The sequence below is a fragment of the Saprospiraceae bacterium genome, from assembly GCA_016710235.1.
In the GTDB taxonomy this organism is placed as follows: Bacteria; Bacteroidota; Bacteroidia; order Chitinophagales; family Saprospiraceae; genus Vicinibacter.
Map to the genome: position 1 here is coordinate 1,286,782 of JADJLG010000001.1, position 17,963 is coordinate 1,304,744.

Consider the following 17,963-nt stretch of genomic DNA (forward strand, 5'->3'; position numbering starts at 1 on the left):
ATAAAAATTATCATCATGATAAATTTAAATAAAATTGCAATTACATGTTTGGTATTAAGTTATGTGATTTTTACTTCATGCGAGAAAAGTGAAGACACAAAAATTCTAAATACCGAAGTGATCTCTAAAGATATAACTTCCAATCTTACATTAAAAAACAATGTAAATGGTGTGGATTATATTATTCAAGGCTGTATTGAATTAAGAGCTTCAGCAATTCTAACTATAGAAGCAGGGACAACTATAGCATTTTCTCAGAATAGTTGTTTGGATGTAAATGAATTTGCTGCTATAAAAGCTATTGGAACAGGAGCCAATCCAATTACTTTTACTGGCGAGCAACAAACCAAAGGTTTTTGGGATGGCATTAGTTTTTACAATAGCAATAATCTAGAAAATGTACTATCACATTGCATTATTGAATATGCAGGAAATGCAAAAATAAGTACAGCAAGTAATGCAAGAAAAGCTGCGCTTATCCTTGGCAAGGAATTCAAAGAACCGGTGCGTATAAGCATTGATCATGTTACGATTCGTCATAATTTAAATACCGGTCTTTCAATTTATAATAATGCAATATTGAATAAATTTGAATATTGTCAATTGCTAGATAATCAAAATTCAGTTGTTGTGTACGATCAATCGATCCAATATATGGATCCATTTATCATAGCAAAAGACAATCAGATAAATAATGTGCAATGGATTTTTAACACCTCAAGTTCAGTAGTAAATTCTGTATTTTCAGTAAAAGCAATACCACTAAGTTACCAATTGATCAGTAACTTTTATAAGATGGATGCAGGAGGAAAACTGACTATTGAAGCAGGTGTAAATTTGATTATGTCCCCTTCTTCTGTAATATATGCTACCAAGGGAGGAATAATTGATATTAAAGGAACTAGTGCACAAAAAGTAAAACTCTCTGGAGAGTTCAACAATGTAAATTATTGGCGTGGAATTTATGCTGATAATGGAGGTAGACTCAACATTGATCATGCAGTAATTTCTGATGGTGGAGAAGCGAGTACGAATTTTGGTGGCATGGTAGCTCAGTCCCCAGATGGAGTATTGTATATTACAAATTCGACATTGAGTAATTTTTTAAAATATGGAATTGCATATTATGCTTCAAAGCCGCATAATGCAGATATAGAGACAAGTAATAGTTGTTCTGGAAATACAGGGATATCGTGTTTTTGGAAAAGATAGTGATATGCGTAATTTGAATTTTTAAATCTCCATAATAGATAAAATGAAAAATTATTTTCTGCTTATAGTTTTCATCAACATATTTCTGTTCAGCATTTGTAGTAAAGGGTTTACACAAATTATTGCACCTGAAACATTGGCGCCCACTGATGTCTGGAATCAAACAATTAATAATGCAAAAGCAGTGAAAGTTTATATGATCGGAACCATTAAAAATGATGGAGGTAAAGTTTTGGTGGAATTAAAATCAGAATCATTTTATTTGAAGCAAGGGATTATTCAACTGTCAAATACGTTTATCAAAACATCTAAGACGGATTGGCAAGATCAGGATGCTAAACAAGCTGTCGTCGCTACTGGTAATTTTCCTAAGGGGAATTATACACTTTGCACCCGATTGATCGAACATGCCAATGATCGCGAACTAGCTAATCCATGTCGCAATGCTACAGTTGGGGATTTGATAAAGAGTCAAGGAGATAAGTCAAAATACAAAAATATCTCTGCATATGGATCCGCATCTGTAGATTTTATGTACAATAACCCTAAACCAGTGTTTACTGAATTGCCCAATTCTTATCTTCGCATTGAGGCAGAACAAGGCTTAAGTGTATACTCATTTCCTATAGCCGGACAATTCCGATATACGACTGAAAAAACAAATTATAAGAAAGATGTTGATATGTTCACGTTGGCGTTTGATCGATCAAGATTTGAGCGAAATGTGAAAGAATTGATTTTAAGGAAAGTTATAGAAGCACAACTAAAAAAAGTGAAACTCAATGAAGATGATTTGCGCACTTTGACAGAATATGAAGATTTGGAATCGAAAATAAAATCCGTTGCACTTCAAAAAGTAGATCAGGAATTACAAAAGATATCAAGTGAACTGAAATCACTAGCACAGGAAAAAGTAACGGATGCTACATCCAAACAAAAAGCCGCTTTGCAAAAAAAATATAATCAATTGCTCGAGCAAAAACGAAAAACCGATAAATTGAAAAATCGATATATGCAATTAAAAGCAACCTATGATAAATGGATTACATCAGGACGTCTGGAAGAATTAAAGAAAATGGCCTATGAGCCACCACAATTTGATGATCCAAAGCAAATGTTATCCTTATTAAAACAATATGGAGCCTATACAGGAATGAATAAATTTTTGTTCAATATAAAAGAGTTAAGCATTGGTACAGCTTTTCCTTCCTACTCTCCATTGACCCTCAATGGAACACAGATATTTGGCGCCAATTTTGAGTGGAATCCAGGACTTTTTTACATTGCGGCTTCAGCTGGTAAAATTCACTCTCCTATAACTTTTGCCACAGATTCATTGGCTGCCCAGTTCACTCAAAAAATGATTGGTATGAGATTGGGATTTGGGAAAATAGACGGTACTCATGTTTCCTTCAATGCCTTGAGATTTTTTGATGTGGATAGCAGTATTACTACTTCACAATTCCAAGAGTTTTACCCTCAAAATTCATGGGTAGGCTCTATTGATTTTAATATTGGATTTTCTAAAAATAGAGTCGTTGAAGTGGGTGGTGAAGTGGCCGGCTTAATGCAAAATCATAATACGTACGATACGTTACAAGCTTATTATTTGAACAACACCCAATCAAAGCTGACGAATCAATTGGAACCGAATTTGTCATCAAGTGCAGATTATGCCTACACGGGATTTGTCAAACTGAATTTGTTTAACAACAGATCACGGTTTATTATAGAAAATCAATATACCGGACCTGGTTATAAGCATCCGGGGGTGTTTGGCTTGTCAAATGATTTGATTCGATATTCTACTCGTTGGGACCAGCGGTTGGGTAAAACTCAGAGTAAAGTCTCTGCTTTTTATAATCGAGATTTTGATAATATATCTGATTCGAAATCATATCAAACTGACAGAAATGAGTTTGGTGTTGAAGCGCAGATCAATTCAAAATCTATTCCAAATATTCAAATACGCTTGAGTTTAGACCGTCTCAAAAGCAATTTCAATTATTTCAACTCTGGTATTATAAATTTGGGGTTGAATAAAAGTTTTAAATTAGCTAAACATAGCATGTCGAGCACACAACTGCAATGCATGTATCTGCATACTACCACAGATAGTGTTGCCCACAATATTAATACAATTTATGCTTTCATTCAACAAAATGTAAGTTTTAAATATGGTATATCCATCCACTTGACTGCACAACTTTCTAACAATGCAGTGGCAAACCTCACGAGTCGAAATACAGGTTATCAACTGCTATTGGGAAAAACTCTCGCAAAGAAAATTAGACTCCTTGTGGGTTCCGGATTTAATACACAGAATACGAATCATAAATTGGCGTACACTATTTCATTGGATGGAGTTGTTTTTAAAAATTTTCAACTGAATGTAAGAGCATTTAAAAATAAATACTCCGAGTACCCTGGCGTAAATGGAAAGTATAATGAGACCTACGCCCAGGCTGGTATCCGATATTCCTGGTAATTGATATCAATTTACTCCATTAGATTGGTGTAAATTCACTTATAAATGTTGAATTCTGCAGATTGCGCTTCTTTTATTCTTTTATTTTTATTCTTGCTTTTTTCCTTCGTTTCGGATTTTAGAGCATTTGATTCTGCACTTTGTACTCCTGGATTCTCGTTTTGCGATTTTACTTTTTTTACTTTTGAATTGGTTTTTGACTGTTTTTTATTTACAGGTTGAATGATTGTTTTTGTGATCCCATTATCCAATATTGTGGGTTGTTTCCTTTTCGTGTGAAAGGCCGTTTTGCAAGCTTCATTGGCGAATACTGTCAATTGCTTACCATCCGAGTGAAAAATCGTCTTAATTAGACCAGTTTCAAAGATGGTGGAAATTGCGCCGTTCTGGTCAATACATGTTTGTTGTAAGTGAGCTAAAGGCATCGTGGCGATCACAGAAATGAAGAAGAAGCCACACATCTTGCACGATTGTCTAAATAGAATTTCAATTGAGCCAGAAGTATTATTTTTCATTTTCTAATCGATTTTGTTTATAATGCTTGATTGTATGTGGAACAATGTAATTTCATATAAATATATCAAGCAAATGTAGATTGAATAGGCCCCTCTTTTACTTAGCTAATTTTAATAATGTGTTAAAATCTTTTAGAATTCCAGAAGTGTTTCCTGTGAATTTAATTAATATACCTCATCGGACTAGAAATTGCTGCATTGTTTTTTGAGCGGAACAGATTTCAATTTTTAAAATGAGGAGGATAAAGTTTCAGACGATCATCTATGCTCAGAATAGCAGCACTCATTTCATTGAAAATTCACAGCAAGGCTGCTCCAATGACTCCTGCGCTGTCTCCCAATTTGGGCTTAAGAAAAAGTGTTTCAAGAGATTTGTTGAACAAGTGTTTTTTGACTTCATCTTTTCCCTCATTGTAGAGTACGTCTAAATTGCCCAATCCACCACCCAATACAATTGCATCGGGGTCGATAAGATTGATCACTATGGCAACTGCTTTTCCAAAATATTTTACCAATCGCTGTACAGTTTGTGTCGCCTCAGGTTCGCCCAACAGATACCGACTATAAATTTCTGCCATGGGAATAGTTTGGCCTGTCAGATTCTTGTAATGTGATTGGCAGGCAGGTCCTGAGATGAATGTCTCAACGCAACCGTTATGGCCACAATAACACATGGGACCTTCTTCAGCTAAACGGTTATGACCCCATTCACCGGCAATTCCATGACGTCCATTGATGACTTTTCCATTGACTACGACTCCACTTCCAACACCGGTTCCCATGATGACCCCAAAGACTACCTCAGGATTTTGCAAATAATCCGGTACGATTCCAAGACTGGCTTCTGCCATCGCAAAGCAGTTTGCATCATTGGCCATGGTAATGCGGCAATCCAGAAGTTCCTGCAGATCGCCCACCATAGGTTTTCCAACTATACACTGCGTGTTACTGTTTTTGATGACTTTGGACACACTATCTATAGTGCCTGGTGTTCCTACACCGATGTGGCTTGTCTGGAGTCCGCTTTTTTCTCGCAGAAGTGTGACGAGTTTTTTGAACTGTCCGAGAACGTGATCATATCCAAACTCTTGTTCAGTGTCGACCCTTATACGCTGTAAGATCTCCAGTTTGGGCTCCTTTCGGATGATCACGCCTTCAATCTTGGTGCCTCCCATATCAATTCCCCAATGGTACATATTCTTTGATTTTAATCTCTACCGGCAAAGATCATGACAAGGAAACTTATTTTGCGATAAAAACCAGATCATTTTGTATTGTGTGATGTTATTATCAGGTCGAAACTTTCTGGGGAGGGAGATTTAATGACGGATATTGAACTTTATCGTCCGAAGCAAACAAACGAAGATGTATTGGAAGAGATCATTTCAATGTGTTGCCGCCTTCAATTCCTCCGTTTCTCCATTGCGAGACATTCTTGATGAAAATTGAATATTCAGTCTGTGAAAAAAAACTTGTATATTATTCTGGCTTTGATTTTCCTGGCGGTATTGGTGAGGTATTTTTATTTCAAGCCAATGCTTGTTCTGGGCCAGCCCTGCCCTCAGTTTAGTGCTATGACAACTACCGGAAAATCGATTGATCTCAGTACATACCGAGGGAAGTATCTGCTTCTTGATTTTTGGGGTAGTTGGTGTGCCCCTTGCAGACATGAAAATCCTGCACTTGTGATGATGTACGAGCGCTATAAAGGAAAAGCATACAAGAATGCCACTGACATAGAATTCGTTTCCATCGCTCTGGAGCGCGATAGTTTCCAGGCTGTTGAGGCGATTCGTAAAGATGGACTGATCTGGCCGGACCAAATCATACAGGACCAATCGTTGTCTGCTCCTCTGGCCAAACTCTTTAATATCCGCCAGATCCCAACAAAATATCTGATTAGACCCGACGGGTTGATCGTACTCTCTGACCCCTCTATTGAAGACTTGGATGATTATTTGGCATTTCAGACGATCAAAAACTGACAAAATGGCCTGAAATTCACTGTGGCAAGACTATTGATGTGTTCTGAGGATTAAATCACTGAAGATGATGAATGAAGAAAAAGATAAAATAGAAAACGAAATCCTCGAGAATACAGAAGATCAGACTTTGGGGTCAGAAGAGGCGGACGCCAATTCCATGGGGACTAAAGATCAAAATTTAGCCTTGCAGTTGGCAGATCAGAAGGACAAGTACCTACGCCTTTTTGCTGAATTTGACAATTTTAGGAAGAGGAGCTACAAAGAGAAAAATGACTATATCAAAAATGCCTCTCAGGACCTTGTGGCTGACTTACTGGTCATATTAGATGACTTTGAACGCGCCCAAAAACTTGCCGAGGATCAAAAGAACACTGAGATTTTTCCGGAAGGTATGAGATTAATTTATCACAAACTTTTGCTCTTGCTCAAGCAAAGAGGATTAGAAGCTATGGATAGCACAAACGTAGTATTTGATCCTTCGCTTCACGAGGCTGTAACGGAATTCCCTGCTCCGTCTGAGGAGATGAAGGGTAAGGTGTTTGATACCCTGGAGAAAGGGTATCTACTGAATGACAAAATCATCCGCTATGCAAAAGTGGTGGTAGCCAAATAAGAACCGATGACAAAAAGAGATTATTACGAGATATTAGGCGTGACAAAATCAGCCGATGCGGATGCTATAAAAAAAGCATACAGGAAGGTTGCTATGCAGTATCATCCCGACAGAAATCCCGGTGACAAAGCAGCTGAAGATAAGTTTAAAGAGGCAGCGGAGGCATATGAGGTGCTAAGTGATGCAGACAAGAAAGCTCGCTATGATAGATACGGACATGCTGGTGTGGATCCCAATCAGGGATTTGGGGGCGGTGGCAGTATGAATATGGACGATATCTTCTCCCATTTTGGAGACATCTTTGGAGACGCCGGCAATCCATTTGAATCCTTTTTTGGAGGAAGGTCCGGTAGATCAGGCTCAAGCGGACAAAGAGGGACCAATCTGCGTATCAAAGTGACAATGAGCCTCGAAGAAATGGCTACCGGCATTAACAAAAAGATAAAAGTAAAAAAACAGCTGTCCTGCAAAGTCTGTGGAGGATCTGGCGCAAAAGACGCTAAGTCTGTTCGGACTTGTAGTACTTGTCATGGTTCCGGATATGTGAGACAGGTCAAAAATACTTTCCTGGGTCAAATGCAGACTACAGCTCCTTGTCCCACTTGTCATGGCTCGGGTCAGCAGATCGCCAATGTGTGTAATGTCTGCAGAGGAAGTGGAGTGGAGACCGGAGAAGAAACTATCGAAATCCAAATCCCTGCTGGTGTAGAAGACAATATGCAACTATCCATGAGGGGTAAGGGAAATTCTGGGAGCAAAGGAGGTCCCGCAGGAGATCTTCTCGTCATCATCGAACAAAAACCGCATGAGACTTTTTCTCGGGATGGCTCCAACATTCACAGCGATTTATTCATCAATTTCGCAGATGCAGCGCTCGGAATACAATCCGAAGTTCCCACATTATCATCGACAGTAAAAATCAAAATTCCCCCCGGGACGCAAAGCGGTAAAATTTTCCGTCTCAAAGGAATGGGTATGCCTTCTGTACATGGCTATGAAAAAGGAGACCACCTCATCCATGTCAATATCTGGACACCTAAAAATCTTACACACGAGGAGAAGATTATTCTTGAGAAGATGAGAGGAATGAACAATTTTCAGCCACATCCGGGTAAGGAAGAGAAAGGCTTTTTTGAACGAATGAAGGAGTTTTTTCATTAGATAAAGATGAAAATCGGAATTGTTTACCTGTCGATCAGCCTTATGCTGGTAATATTCAGTTTGCAGAGCTGCCAATCAGACAGAGTTTATTCAAATTCTATTGATATTCAAGATGAAAAATGGACTTATAACCAAGTTCTGGAATTTGAATGGAATATTGAGGATACAGCATCACTCTATCGACTCCTTCTTGTTGTAGATCATGACTTGAGTATTCCTTTTCAAAATATTTATGTCAGATGTAAGACAGTTTATCCTGACCAAACACTCATTTCAGCGACAGATGTTTCATTGGAGCTGCTTCAGGAAAATGGTAAACCTTACGGGGAATGTACGACAGGAGCTAATTGTAAATTAGAACTGCTCTTGCAGGAAAAAGCCAGATTTCCTCAATTGGGAAAATACAAATTAAGTATTCAACAAAATTCTCGTGTAGATCCTTACATTGGCCTAAAGAAAATTGGACTTCAGGTATTTAAATTAGGACAGAAAGATCAAAAGTAAAACCAACAAGGAGTCATTTTTCTGATAAATGGCTCAGTATTTTGAATAAATGGTTTGCACAATTCGTTTTGAAAAAAAGTGACCATAAAACTGAAAGGTATGAAGCACAATCTTGAAGGGTTGCATTCACCAGAAAAGAATGTATCAGCACAGCCATTGTTTAAGACCATTGAAGGAAAAATCACAGCACTTCATCTTCAGAAAGACAGTGTTCTTAAAGAGCATAGCACTCCAATAGATGCAATATTACTTTGTGTGTCAGGAGTGGTAATATATGAAGACGAAAACAAAGGTCAGTATAAGTTGTGTAGCGGGGATTTTATAAAGATAGCTCCCGGAGTCAAACATTGGGTAAATGCGACAGAGGATAGTCAACTCATTTTGATGAAGTAAATGTTAAGCTACGTTCATCTGTAAAATCTGGGTTTAACTTTCAGGATAAGTTGAATCTTTTGCAAAAGGAGAAATTTTCTTTAAAATTAATGTTTGCAGGTTCCATCCGGATTTTTGTTTGAAGGACCTGTCTCGTGCACAGCATTTTGCATGGAACTGCATTCTGTACTCAGAATTGTGAAAGTCTTCAGTGACAGCATTCAGGCAACTAGTACAGGCTTTGTCGGACAAGTAAAGCAGTGGAAATGCTGGCAAGGACTAATTTGAGATCTTCTTCAATATCATCTTTCAACCAGATCCGCCCGTTATTAATTGTCGAAACGGCACAAACTGTCCATCCGTTCATGATGAATTCAAAACCAAAATTGTCAAGCAAAACCCAGTTGGATTGTCCTTTTAATTTTTTTACCCTATTGATCATTATTATATTGTCAGAATTATCTTTAATCATACCGCATTTCAGATCATTGGACGATCCGGATTCTGGATCATGAATGACAAAATTCCAATTTTTTGATTCATCGTTCGTAGGTATGACAGTGCCGATGAAAGTGTTTTGATGCAGCAGCGAATATGAAAATAAATCCTTGAAAATTTTTATTTCCCTATTGCTCAAATGATTTATAGCCATCACTGCGGCAGTTTTTCCGAATGGAGTATATTGTGTAAAACTCAATTTTTGTTCTGCTTTTTTTTGAAATTTCAAAGCAAATTCCGAACTATGCTTTGGCCAGCTTCGTTTTACTTTTGAGCTGTAGTAGTCACCAAATCTAATCACCTGGTTAAAGCGAAAATGCTGTTTTTTTGTGGCTTTAAGATCTGACCTATTTTCCTTGGCATTGCCTGAAACAGCCAAATCCGGTGACTTACATGAAGAAATCACTAGGGTTGAAGTAAAGACGAATATAATAGTTAGTATATTCATAATAAGTCCTGATCGTTCTGTATTTGATTATTTATTTAAAGCCTAGAAAATCTGAATTTCGAATTAAGTCAGCAATTGCAAATTTAGTTCCAAATCCAACTAGATAAGGATAAGAATTGTAACGAAGGAATTAAGTATATATTTTTATTATGGAGATTATGAGTTTAGTTTCAAGATCATGACTTGATAACTCTTTTACCAGGATGGTATCATTTGGCATTTTTCATTGCATTACTTTTAGTGTGCAGCATATTTTTGCCTCCAATATCCTTAGCCGAAAACCTACTCGTATCTATGAATTGGAAAACGTTCTTATACAATAAATTAAAAGTCTATAAATGAACTCAATCAAATACACCTTAAATCTTGTATTAGGAAAAAATTAGTGTACCCAACTGTCCACTGCAATGCCACATTGAATATCAAATGCACAAAACGGGCTTATGCAAAAACAAAATATACTTCCATAATCTGATTCATGATAGAATGATACCTCATTACAGTTTATATAAACCATGACTACTTGTGTATTATTTATTAGAGGATTAAATTGAGTTTAATCTGGAACAAGTCGTTTAAATTTCGTAACTTCACATCATTTGAAGGTTCGGAATTTGTTACTCAGAAAAAGTGGAATGATTCCTTTAAGCAGAACATTCGATTAATGGAAATAATAATTCAAAGATAATGGACAAATTTGTAATTCATAATGCCGAAACAAGAGGTCATACACAGCATGGCTGGCTAGACAGTTATCATACTTTTAGTTTTGCAAATTATTACAATCCTGAGCGAATGCATTTTGGAGTTCTCAGGGTCCTTAACGATGACACTGTTGGGGCCGGCATGGGCTTTGGAACGCATCCTCATGATAATATGGAGATCATCAGTATTCCTCTGGAAGGTGATCTGGAGCATAGAGACAGTATGGGTAATGTAGCGGTTATCAAGAACGGGGATATACAGGTAATGAGTGCAGGAACCGGGATCACTCACAGTGAGCACAATAAACACAAAGACAGGCCGGTGAAATTTTTACAAATTTGGCTTTTCCCAAACAAAAAAAATGTGCAGCCTCGTTATGATCAAATGACTCTAAATCCTTCAGATCGTCGAAACACATTTCAACAAATCGTTTCGCCAAATCCTGATGATCAGGGAGTATGGATTCAGCAAAATGCCTGGTTTTATCTCAGTAAATTTGACAACAACTTTCAAATGGATTATAAATTGAAGGATAGTAATCATGGCGTATATGGATTTGTGCTTCAGGGAGAAGTAAACATCAATGGTATATCTCTCAATCAAAGAGACGGCTTAGGCCTTTGGGATACAGAAGCGGTTTCAATAAAAGCAGAAAGTCAAGATGCAGAATTATTGTTGATGGAACTACCAATGAGTATATGAATCAACCCTTCTCCGATAGAGAAATTTTGAAGTTTATGCTCCAAGGTAGTATGGACCAGTTAGCCTGTCATGAATTGCTATTCACCAGATCTATTGGACGCCTTTAACTTTGAATAGATTCTTACCTGATACCTGTTCAGATATGATATTGGTTATGCAAAATTAATGAGATGTTTGGATACCCATAGACACAGTTATTTCTATGTTTAGTGAATAAACAATTGGAGGGTTGATTTGTCATTACTTATTATACCTTAAACTCTCAGGACAACCGGAAAGAAGAAATTCTTAGTGTTTTTTGAAATTTTTATAATGGGTTTCTGAAAACTTTTCTGAAGAATGTATAAGAATCTGTCTTTAGAGTTTTGCCCCAAACCATGAAAGTCTATGAAGGAATTTTTACAATCGAATCTAATTGAAATTGGAGAGTACACCTTAAAAATTCACAATGTCATCAGTTTTATAATATTTGTTGGGCTGGTGATATTCTTGCTGGTTGTGAGCAAGCACATCATTTACAAAAGCAAGACCTTGGATATTGCAAAGAAGTTTTCTATTTCCAAACTTTTCAGATACATTATCATTTCAGTTTCATGGGTCATCAGTTTACATTTGCTTGGATTTAATGTATCTGTCTTAATGGCCGGGGCAACGGCATTGCTTGTTGGTTTGGGATTCGGATTGCAAAACCTCTTCAATGATTTTATTTCAGGAGTTGTGTTGTTGCTGGATGGTACACTGAAGGTAGGAGATATCATTGAAGTAAACTCCATGATTTATAAAGTGGAGGCGATAAATTTTAGAACTACTACAGTTTTGGGAAGAGACGAAAATTATATCATTTTACCAAATTCCGAGCTTACGAGCAATAGGGTTGTGAACTGGACGCATAGTGCAGTTTCTTCCCGATTTAGAGTTACACTTGGAATTGAATATACCACAGATGTTCCCAAGTTGATGCAATTATTAAAAGAAGTAGTGAAAAAAAATCAAAAAATTTTGATGGAACCCGAACCCTTTGTAAGATTTGATGACTTTGGAGATTCCGCATTAATATTTTCTGTATTTTTTTACACCAACGAAGTTTTTAGAGTGGAGAGATTAAAAAGCGACATTAGGCTCGAGATATTGAAAACACTAAGGGAGAACAATATTCATATCCCTTTTCCTCAAAGGGTTGTTCATATCAAAAGCGAATGATCATCTGTATTATGTTTGAAAGTGAACTCGCTGTTGTAATGTACTAAAGAGATTGGTTTGAAGATTTGGAATAATTATTATCAGACGAATTGATTTAAGTTCAGGCAAATATAATACTCAGGGTATAGTCCGGTTTGGTAATTTAAATTCTTTAATAAATTAGTTATTATCCAACTATTCTGTAGCCAATGCGAGCCGGATGTAGGAAGGATATTTCAACCTACTTCTACAAGGAAACTGTTCCAGATATTTAATTTAACCCAAAATTAATACCATGCAATTTTGGCTATATTTATGCAGCTAAGGAGAATTGTGATAGGATTTAATTCCTCATGAATAGAAGCAATAGAATTTTACCTGTGAATCTCATTATTGTGCCGGAGGACTTTAATTTAAATTTATAGTATGATAATTTTAATTCATTTACTATGCAGTGCTTATGGCTTATTATTTATTTCATGTCCCCAATACTTAGCTACGGAAAGATCATACATATGCCGGATTCTACCTTCAAAAAAGCCTTGGCGAACTCCACATGTATCAATACCACGGGGGATGAAGTGGGAGATGTAGATGCAGACCTGAATGATGACGGAGACATAGATGAAATATGGCTTTATCCGGAAGAAACAAGTATTGAAAAGTTTAATGATTCAAGGTTTGGAAGGGATCGAGCATTTTGATTCCTTAATATATCAGATCTTGTTTAGTGGAATAAAGTATGATATTTTATAATACAATAAGAATAAATTTCGTCTTACAATTTTAAATTTGGGTTTTAATGATAAATCAATTGAAAAAAATAGAAATTCTGACTTTCATTATTTTACTTTTTGGGTCATTTACTTGTAGAAGTAAGGTAAAATCTACCTGGTTTAAAAATGAAAATTATGGAATTCAAATTTCTTCAAAACAAAAAGGAATATTGATTTTATTTCCTTGCTATTTTTGTGATATTGAAAAAACTAGGGAGGAAGCACAATTTTTAATGGGCATTGATGATCGGGGAGTGACGACTATTATTTTGAATTACAATCAAAGACTTTTTATTTCTGAGGAGGAGAAGGAAAAGTTGAGAATTCAAATTGATACCATATTTCAATTTCATCATTTAAAGAATGATCCGATTTATATGGGCGGATTTAGCAGCGGTGGTAATATTGCTTTATTGCAATGTGACTATATGAGTACTCACGGTAGTAGAAATGTCAAAGCCGTTTTTTCTGTTGATGCTCCTTTGGATTTGAAACAACTCTTCTTGAACTGTCAAAATGACATCAAGCTAAATGCCAATGATGTTGCGATTCAAGAAGCCAATTATTTGACCATTGTTTTAAAAAATACTTTAGGTGATCCAATGGAAAATGATAGTATGTATACTGTATTTTCACCTTTTACGTACTCTCAAAATTCTCATACCGGGCTTCATCGGTTAAATGATTATCGGATTAGAATTTATACTGAACCATCACCTGAATGGCACAAGATCAACAGATCGCGGGATTACAACTATACGAATAGCCGGATGAATGAACGATTTTTTGAATACCTTCACTCGTTAGACACTCAGTCTTGTGACATCGTCAAAAGTGCAAATAAGGGAAAACGTGCCAATGGCGATATCAATCCACATTCTTGGAGCTTGGTGGAGCAGGATTCCCTCATTTCCTGGATGAAATTGTCTGATTGATGGCAATCAAATTTGAGGTTTTGTTTTTTGCAGGGCAAGCTTTGATATTTTGAAATTAAACTGAGAAAAATTTTACTCAACACTTGAAGAAATGTCGCTTTTTGTTTCCTGGTCACTCTTTTTGTAAGCGACGGCATTCTCTCCACATTGTTGGTTAGATCAAAAAATAGTAGCTTTCTTGAATTTGTCTGCGGGCAATGTTCACTACCTTTGTAGCCAAATAGACAGTAAAGTCTTACGGAATTTTCTTGTTATAGTATTTTATTGTAATGTATTTTCATGCAAGGGGACAGGAGTTTACTGAAATGAGTCTGGAGGAAGCCAAAGTATATCATTTCGAGGCAGCTAACAGAGATGTTGAGTTTCTGACCATGAACCATCTTGGGAAAAGTGAATTTTACGAAGATGCGAAAAGACATATTTTGAAAGTGAATAGCAAAGGATACCTTGTTTAAAACTTATTGCAAAACAAGAAAAAGCAAATGAATAAAAGTTTTATTTTTACATGTTTCAATTTGAATTATAGGATTCATCTATTGAAGGGTAAATGTTTCCATGTGATTATTAAAAAAGTGATTGCTTAGACCCTTTTTATTAATTCATCAAATGCTTAGATTTGTTATTATATTATTTTTATTGATGATAGATGAGAATTTACATTCTCAGGATTTATCTTCTGTTGATTTTAGGATTACTTGTCAATCTGAAGACGTACTCCCAGGTCAAAATTATGTCATCGAAGGTGATACATTGATCTTTGATAAATTAAAATTTTACATCACTCATCTTGAGTTGTTTGATAATGATTCTTTGGTTTTAAGGTCTGACGAGAAGGCATATTTGTTAGATATGTCAGATGCTTCCAGTTTAAGAATTCCATTGCAATTTGAGGGTAAGTTCAATTTACTGCGATTTAAGATCGGCATCGATAGCCTCCTCAATGTTTCGGGTGTCCTGGATGGAGTTCTAGATCCGATCAAGGGAATGTACTGGACCTGGCAGAGTGGTTATATCAATTTTAAATTGGAGGGAAGGTCAAGCAATTGCCCGGCAAGACGCCATAAATTTTATTGGCATATCGGTGGATATTTAACACCATACCAAACTCAGAGAGAAGTGAGCTTGGATGTGAAAGAGGATAGTAATATTTGTGTCGTGCTGGCTTTAGATGAATTAGTGAGAAGAATTGATCTCACCAATACATATCAGGTTATGTCGCCCGGAGAACCAGCAGTGAAAATTGCTGATGACTTAGTTCACATGTTCAAGACTTGTAGATGAGAACGTTCATTTATTCGTGTGCCTTTATTGCCTTAGGATTCATGTCGTTCAGATGGATTTGCGGTAATATTTTTCCCTATCAGCCTTCACACTTTCCTGTACCTTTTTATCCTTTTCAAGACAATCCACCGGACAGCTTGATGGTAGAGATTGGAAAGCGTTTATTTTTTGACCCTAAATTATCTGCTAACAATTCGATCTCATGTGCTTCTTGTCACTCGCCTTTCAATGCTTTTGCTCATACGGATCATGAATTGAGTCACGGTATTCATGATTCAATTGGAAATAGAAATGCGCCTGCTCTTTTTAATCTTGCATGGCAGCAATCTTTTATGTGGGATGGAGCCATCAATCATCTCGATGTCCAGCCTCTGGCACCAATATCTCATGCAGCTGAAATGGGTAGCTCCATCAATGAAGTAATCCAAAAAATCGAAGCAATAACTCTTTACCGCAATCTGTATTTCGAGGCATGTGGGGACTCCAGTATAAGCAGTGCTAAAATTTTGAAAGCTTTGGCTCAATACCAGCTTACACTAGTGTCTGCAAACTCAAAATATGATAGGGTCGTGCAGGGACAGGAGAAATTTTCTGTGCAGGAGGAAAAAGGGTATAAACTGTTTTTGAAGAATTGCAATCGGTGCCATACGGAACCTCTGTTTTCAAACTTTTCATTCGAAAAAAATGGACTTGCGCTTGACCCGGATTTAAATGATCAGGGGCGATATAGAGTGACACTACTAGAAGAAGACAGAATGAAATTTAAAGTACCCAGTTTGCGTAATTTAGTATTTACATATCCATATATGCATGATGGCAGGTTTGCGACGTTAAAAGAAGTAATTCACCATTATGCAGGGGATTTCAACACCAAATTGGATAGTTCGGAGAAAGCAAGCAAGGCAATCATTTTAAACCCAAATGATCAAGTTGACTTAATCGCTTTTCTTCTAACTTTATCGGACAAAGAATTTGTGTTCGATCCGAAACATTTGTTGAAGTAAAAGCATTTATTATGACTTTTGGTTGGGTACTTTATAATTCAAACAAAAACTATCAGGAAAAATGAAAAATAATTTGTTAGCCATAGCCCTAATCAGCATCAGCTTAACAACGGCTATTTCGCAAATCAATCCGGCCATATCGAGTTGGTTGCAAAACAAATCAAAAACTGGGTATTACTATGTTTCAGGGAATTCAATACCTGTCTCACATGGAATTTTGGTCAATTGTCAGTCGGTAGAATACTCTGCAAACAATGTGTATGTCCATGCGACTGGAATGCCGGCTTATCATGTCGGTCCTTATTTGGATGGAAACCCCAATCAAGCCGGTAATCAGAATGCTATCTTTAAATTGCCGTTAAATCCAACCGAAAATACAGGTACGAAAACCGCAACTCAGGGAGGAAACATAGGTATCTTTATCAATGGTGTGGCTATGTTCGATTTCAGGGATGATGTAGCATGGAATACCAACACAAATTCTTGGTGCGGTGGCCCGGGAAATGCACCTTGTCCGGGAGGTCCCGGCACTACACAATCTTGGTATCGTGACGCAATCGTTTTTGAAAAGAAAGGATTTGATTGTGCGAAGGGGCACCCGGCCGGTTCAAACTACCATCATCACCAGAATCCAAGTGCCTTTGACCTGGACAAAACTGTGATTTCAAATATTTGTAATCTTTATGATTCCGACGGATTGTACGTTATTGATCCTACAAAGCACTCTCCGCTGTTGGGATTTGCTTACGATGGATTTCCTGTTTATGGAGCTTATGGGTACGCGAATACTGATGGATCTGGCGGGATCACACGGATCAAATCCGGTTATCAGTTGCGTAAAATAACGGTAAGGACCCATCATGCCGATGGTACAGATGTACCTGATGGCCCGGCTGTCAATACCAGTTACCCTCTGGGAACTTTTCGTGAAGATTACGAATGGATTTCTCATTCTAATGATCCAAGCTATCTGGACGCACACAATGGCCGTTTCTGCGTGACTCCGGAGTATCCTAAAGGAACTTACTGCTATTTTGCCACCGTTGACGAACAGCACAACTCTGCCTACCCATACATAGTCGGACCTAAATATTATGGTGTTAAAACAGGAACAAAAGTGAGTTCAATTTCCGAAACAACGACGGTTTATAATCCGGTTCTGTCCAATCAAAATCCTTCGTCAGAAAATATAGATATAAAGATTATACCCGTTTCGGCTTCAGACCTGATTGCGATCCAAGTCAAAGGACTTAATCCAAATGATATAGATCTGAGTTTGTTTGATTTACAAGGAAAGATGATTAGCCAGACCACTATTGATAAAGGGCAAACGATCGCTTATTTCGATATTCAGACATTGTATGCAGGAACTTATTTTATACAAATCAAGTATGGAAATCATTTCCAAACTGAAAAGCTTGTTTTACAGAAATAAACCAATAGTTTTTTGGTAAATCAACGGATCTTTAATTAGCAAATATTAATTATTAATGATGAGTTGCTATCCGGGAATTTTGTTTTAAGTCGAAATGTTTTTTGGGTTTATTGCTCAAAAACAGCTAAGAGGGATCGGATTTTTGAAGGC

18 protein-coding genes are annotated in these 17,963 nt (G+C 36.9%); 15 read left to right on the top strand and 3 right to left on the bottom strand.

Annotated elements, in window-relative coordinates; translation table 11 throughout:
• The first annotated feature begins 15 nt into the window (after positions 1-15).
• Complete coding sequence (locus IPI99_05350) at positions 16-1,212, top strand: hypothetical protein (protein ID MBK7339935.1); 1,197 nt, start codon at positions 16-18, stop codon at positions 1,210-1,212.
• Positions 1,213-1,255: 43 nt separating this feature from the next.
• Positions 1,256-3,700, top strand: coding sequence for a hypothetical protein (locus tag IPI99_05355; GenBank protein ID MBK7339936.1), 2,445 nt, complete (start codon positions 1,256-1,258; stop codon positions 3,698-3,700).
• A gap of 35 nt (positions 3,701-3,735) precedes the next feature.
• On the opposite strand, the gene IPI99_05360 is transcribed toward IPI99_05355, so the two are convergent.
• Positions 3,736-4,215, bottom strand: a complete 480-nt coding sequence (locus tag IPI99_05360) for a hypothetical protein (protein ID MBK7339937.1) — start codon at positions 4,213-4,215, stop codon at positions 3,736-3,738.
• A 299-nt stretch (positions 4,216-4,514) separates the two neighbouring features.
• A complete protein-coding gene (locus tag IPI99_05365) occupies positions 4,515-5,411 on the bottom strand; it encodes an ROK family protein (GenBank protein MBK7339938.1) in 897 nt (298 codons plus the stop codon).
• Between the two features lie 264 nt (positions 5,412-5,675).
• On the opposite strand from IPI99_05365, the gene IPI99_05370 reads away from it, so the two are divergent.
• The 5 genes from IPI99_05370 (at position 5,676) to IPI99_05390 (ending at position 8,871) form a co-directional block, all read left to right on the top strand.
• Positions 5,676-6,200, top strand: coding sequence for a TlpA family protein disulfide reductase (locus IPI99_05370; protein ID MBK7339939.1), 525 nt, complete (start codon positions 5,676-5,678; stop codon positions 6,198-6,200).
• 64 nt (positions 6,201-6,264) lie between these two features.
• Positions 6,265-6,813 (top strand): nucleotide exchange factor GrpE, encoded by a 549-nt coding sequence (locus tag IPI99_05375; protein ID MBK7339940.1) that lies wholly within the window; start codon positions 6,265-6,267, stop codon positions 6,811-6,813.
• A gap of 6 nt (positions 6,814-6,819) precedes the next feature.
• Positions 6,820-7,974, top strand: a complete 1,155-nt coding sequence (gene dnaJ, locus IPI99_05380) for a molecular chaperone DnaJ (GenBank protein MBK7339941.1) — start codon at positions 6,820-6,822, stop codon at positions 7,972-7,974.
• Positions 7,975-7,980: 6 nt separating this feature from the next.
• Positions 7,981-8,478 carry a gliding motility lipoprotein GldH gene (locus IPI99_05385; GenBank protein MBK7339942.1) on the top strand — a complete coding sequence of 166 codons (498 nt, stop codon included), beginning with the start codon at positions 7,981-7,983 and terminating at the stop codon, positions 8,476-8,478.
• Between the two features lie 99 nt (positions 8,479-8,577).
• Positions 8,578-8,871, top strand: coding sequence for a hypothetical protein (locus tag IPI99_05390; GenBank protein ID MBK7339943.1), 294 nt, complete (start codon positions 8,578-8,580; stop codon positions 8,869-8,871).
• A gap of 208 nt (positions 8,872-9,079) precedes the next feature.
• Here IPI99_05390 and IPI99_05395 read toward each other — a convergent pair whose 3' ends face one another.
• Complete coding sequence (locus IPI99_05395) at positions 9,080-9,796, bottom strand: hypothetical protein (GenBank protein ID MBK7339944.1); 717 nt, start codon at positions 9,794-9,796, stop codon at positions 9,080-9,082.
• 687 nt (positions 9,797-10,483) lie between these two features.
• On the opposite strand from IPI99_05395, the gene IPI99_05400 reads away from it, so the two are divergent.
• From IPI99_05400 to IPI99_05435, 8 genes are all read left to right on the top strand, one after another.
• Positions 10,484-11,203: a pirin family protein gene (locus IPI99_05400; GenBank protein ID MBK7339945.1), complete on the top strand. Its 720-nt coding sequence runs from the start codon at positions 10,484-10,486 to the stop codon at positions 11,201-11,203.
• A gap of 537 nt (positions 11,204-11,740) precedes the next feature.
• Positions 11,741-12,403: a mechanosensitive ion channel gene (locus tag IPI99_05405; protein ID MBK7339946.1), complete on the top strand. Its 663-nt coding sequence runs from the start codon at positions 11,741-11,743 to the stop codon at positions 12,401-12,403.
• A 458-nt stretch (positions 12,404-12,861) separates the two neighbouring features.
• Entirely contained in the window at positions 12,862-13,086 is a 225-nt protein-coding gene (locus IPI99_05410; protein MBK7339947.1) for a hypothetical protein, read from the top strand.
• A 98-nt stretch (positions 13,087-13,184) separates the two neighbouring features.
• Positions 13,185-14,093: a DUF2974 domain-containing protein gene (locus IPI99_05415; GenBank protein ID MBK7339948.1), complete on the top strand. Its 909-nt coding sequence runs from the start codon at positions 13,185-13,187 to the stop codon at positions 14,091-14,093.
• Between the two features lie 269 nt (positions 14,094-14,362).
• Positions 14,363-14,548: a hypothetical protein gene (locus IPI99_05420; GenBank protein ID MBK7339949.1), complete on the top strand. Its 186-nt coding sequence runs from the start codon at positions 14,363-14,365 to the stop codon at positions 14,546-14,548.
• Between the two features lie 151 nt (positions 14,549-14,699).
• Positions 14,700-15,374 (top strand): hypothetical protein, encoded by a 675-nt coding sequence (locus IPI99_05425; GenBank protein ID MBK7339950.1) that lies wholly within the window; start codon positions 14,700-14,702, stop codon positions 15,372-15,374.
• The gene (locus IPI99_05430) at positions 15,371-16,378 is read left to right on the top strand and encodes a c-type cytochrome (protein ID MBK7339951.1); all 1,008 of its coding nucleotides are present in this window, start codon (positions 15,371-15,373) and stop codon (positions 16,376-16,378) included. The genes IPI99_05425 and IPI99_05430 overlap by 4 nt, the downstream gene beginning before the upstream one ends.
• A 61-nt stretch (positions 16,379-16,439) precedes the next feature.
• A complete protein-coding gene (locus IPI99_05435) occupies positions 16,440-17,813 on the top strand; it encodes a YHYH protein (protein MBK7339952.1) in 1,374 nt (457 codons plus the stop codon).
• The last annotated feature ends 150 nt before the right edge of the window (positions 17,814-17,963 follow it).

Coding starts and splice junctions, on each gene's coding strand:
- IPI99_05350 (MBK7339935.1), top strand. CDS start 16: ATGATAAATTTAAATAAAATTGCAATTACATGTTTGGTATTAAGTTAT.
- IPI99_05355 (MBK7339936.1), top strand. CDS start 1,256: ATGAAAAATTATTTTCTGCTTATAGTTTTCATCAACATATTTCTGTTC.
- IPI99_05360 (MBK7339937.1), bottom strand. CDS start 4,215: ATGAAAAATAATACTTCTGGCTCAATTGAAATTCTATTTAGACAATCG.
- IPI99_05365 (MBK7339938.1), bottom strand. CDS start 5,411: ATGTACCATTGGGGAATTGATATGGGAGGCACCAAGATTGAAGGCGTG.
- IPI99_05375 (MBK7339940.1), top strand. CDS start 6,265: ATGATGAATGAAGAAAAAGATAAAATAGAAAACGAAATCCTCGAGAAT.
- dnaJ (MBK7339941.1), top strand. CDS start 6,820: ATGACAAAAAGAGATTATTACGAGATATTAGGCGTGACAAAATCAGCC.
- IPI99_05385 (MBK7339942.1), top strand. CDS start 7,981: ATGAAAATCGGAATTGTTTACCTGTCGATCAGCCTTATGCTGGTAATA.
- IPI99_05390 (MBK7339943.1), top strand. CDS start 8,578: ATGAAGCACAATCTTGAAGGGTTGCATTCACCAGAAAAGAATGTATCA.
- IPI99_05395 (MBK7339944.1), bottom strand. CDS start 9,796: ATGAATATACTAACTATTATATTCGTCTTTACTTCAACCCTAGTGATT.
- IPI99_05400 (MBK7339945.1), top strand. CDS start 10,484: ATGGACAAATTTGTAATTCATAATGCCGAAACAAGAGGTCATACACAG.
- IPI99_05410 (MBK7339947.1), top strand. CDS start 12,862: ATGTCCCCAATACTTAGCTACGGAAAGATCATACATATGCCGGATTCT.
- IPI99_05415 (MBK7339948.1), top strand. CDS start 13,185: ATGATAAATCAATTGAAAAAAATAGAAATTCTGACTTTCATTATTTTA.
- IPI99_05420 (MBK7339949.1), top strand. CDS start 14,363: ATGTATTTTCATGCAAGGGGACAGGAGTTTACTGAAATGAGTCTGGAG.
- IPI99_05425 (MBK7339950.1), top strand. CDS start 14,700: ATGCTTAGATTTGTTATTATATTATTTTTATTGATGATAGATGAGAAT.
- IPI99_05430 (MBK7339951.1), top strand. CDS start 15,371: ATGAGAACGTTCATTTATTCGTGTGCCTTTATTGCCTTAGGATTCATG.
- IPI99_05435 (MBK7339952.1), top strand. CDS start 16,440: ATGAAAAATAATTTGTTAGCCATAGCCCTAATCAGCATCAGCTTAACA.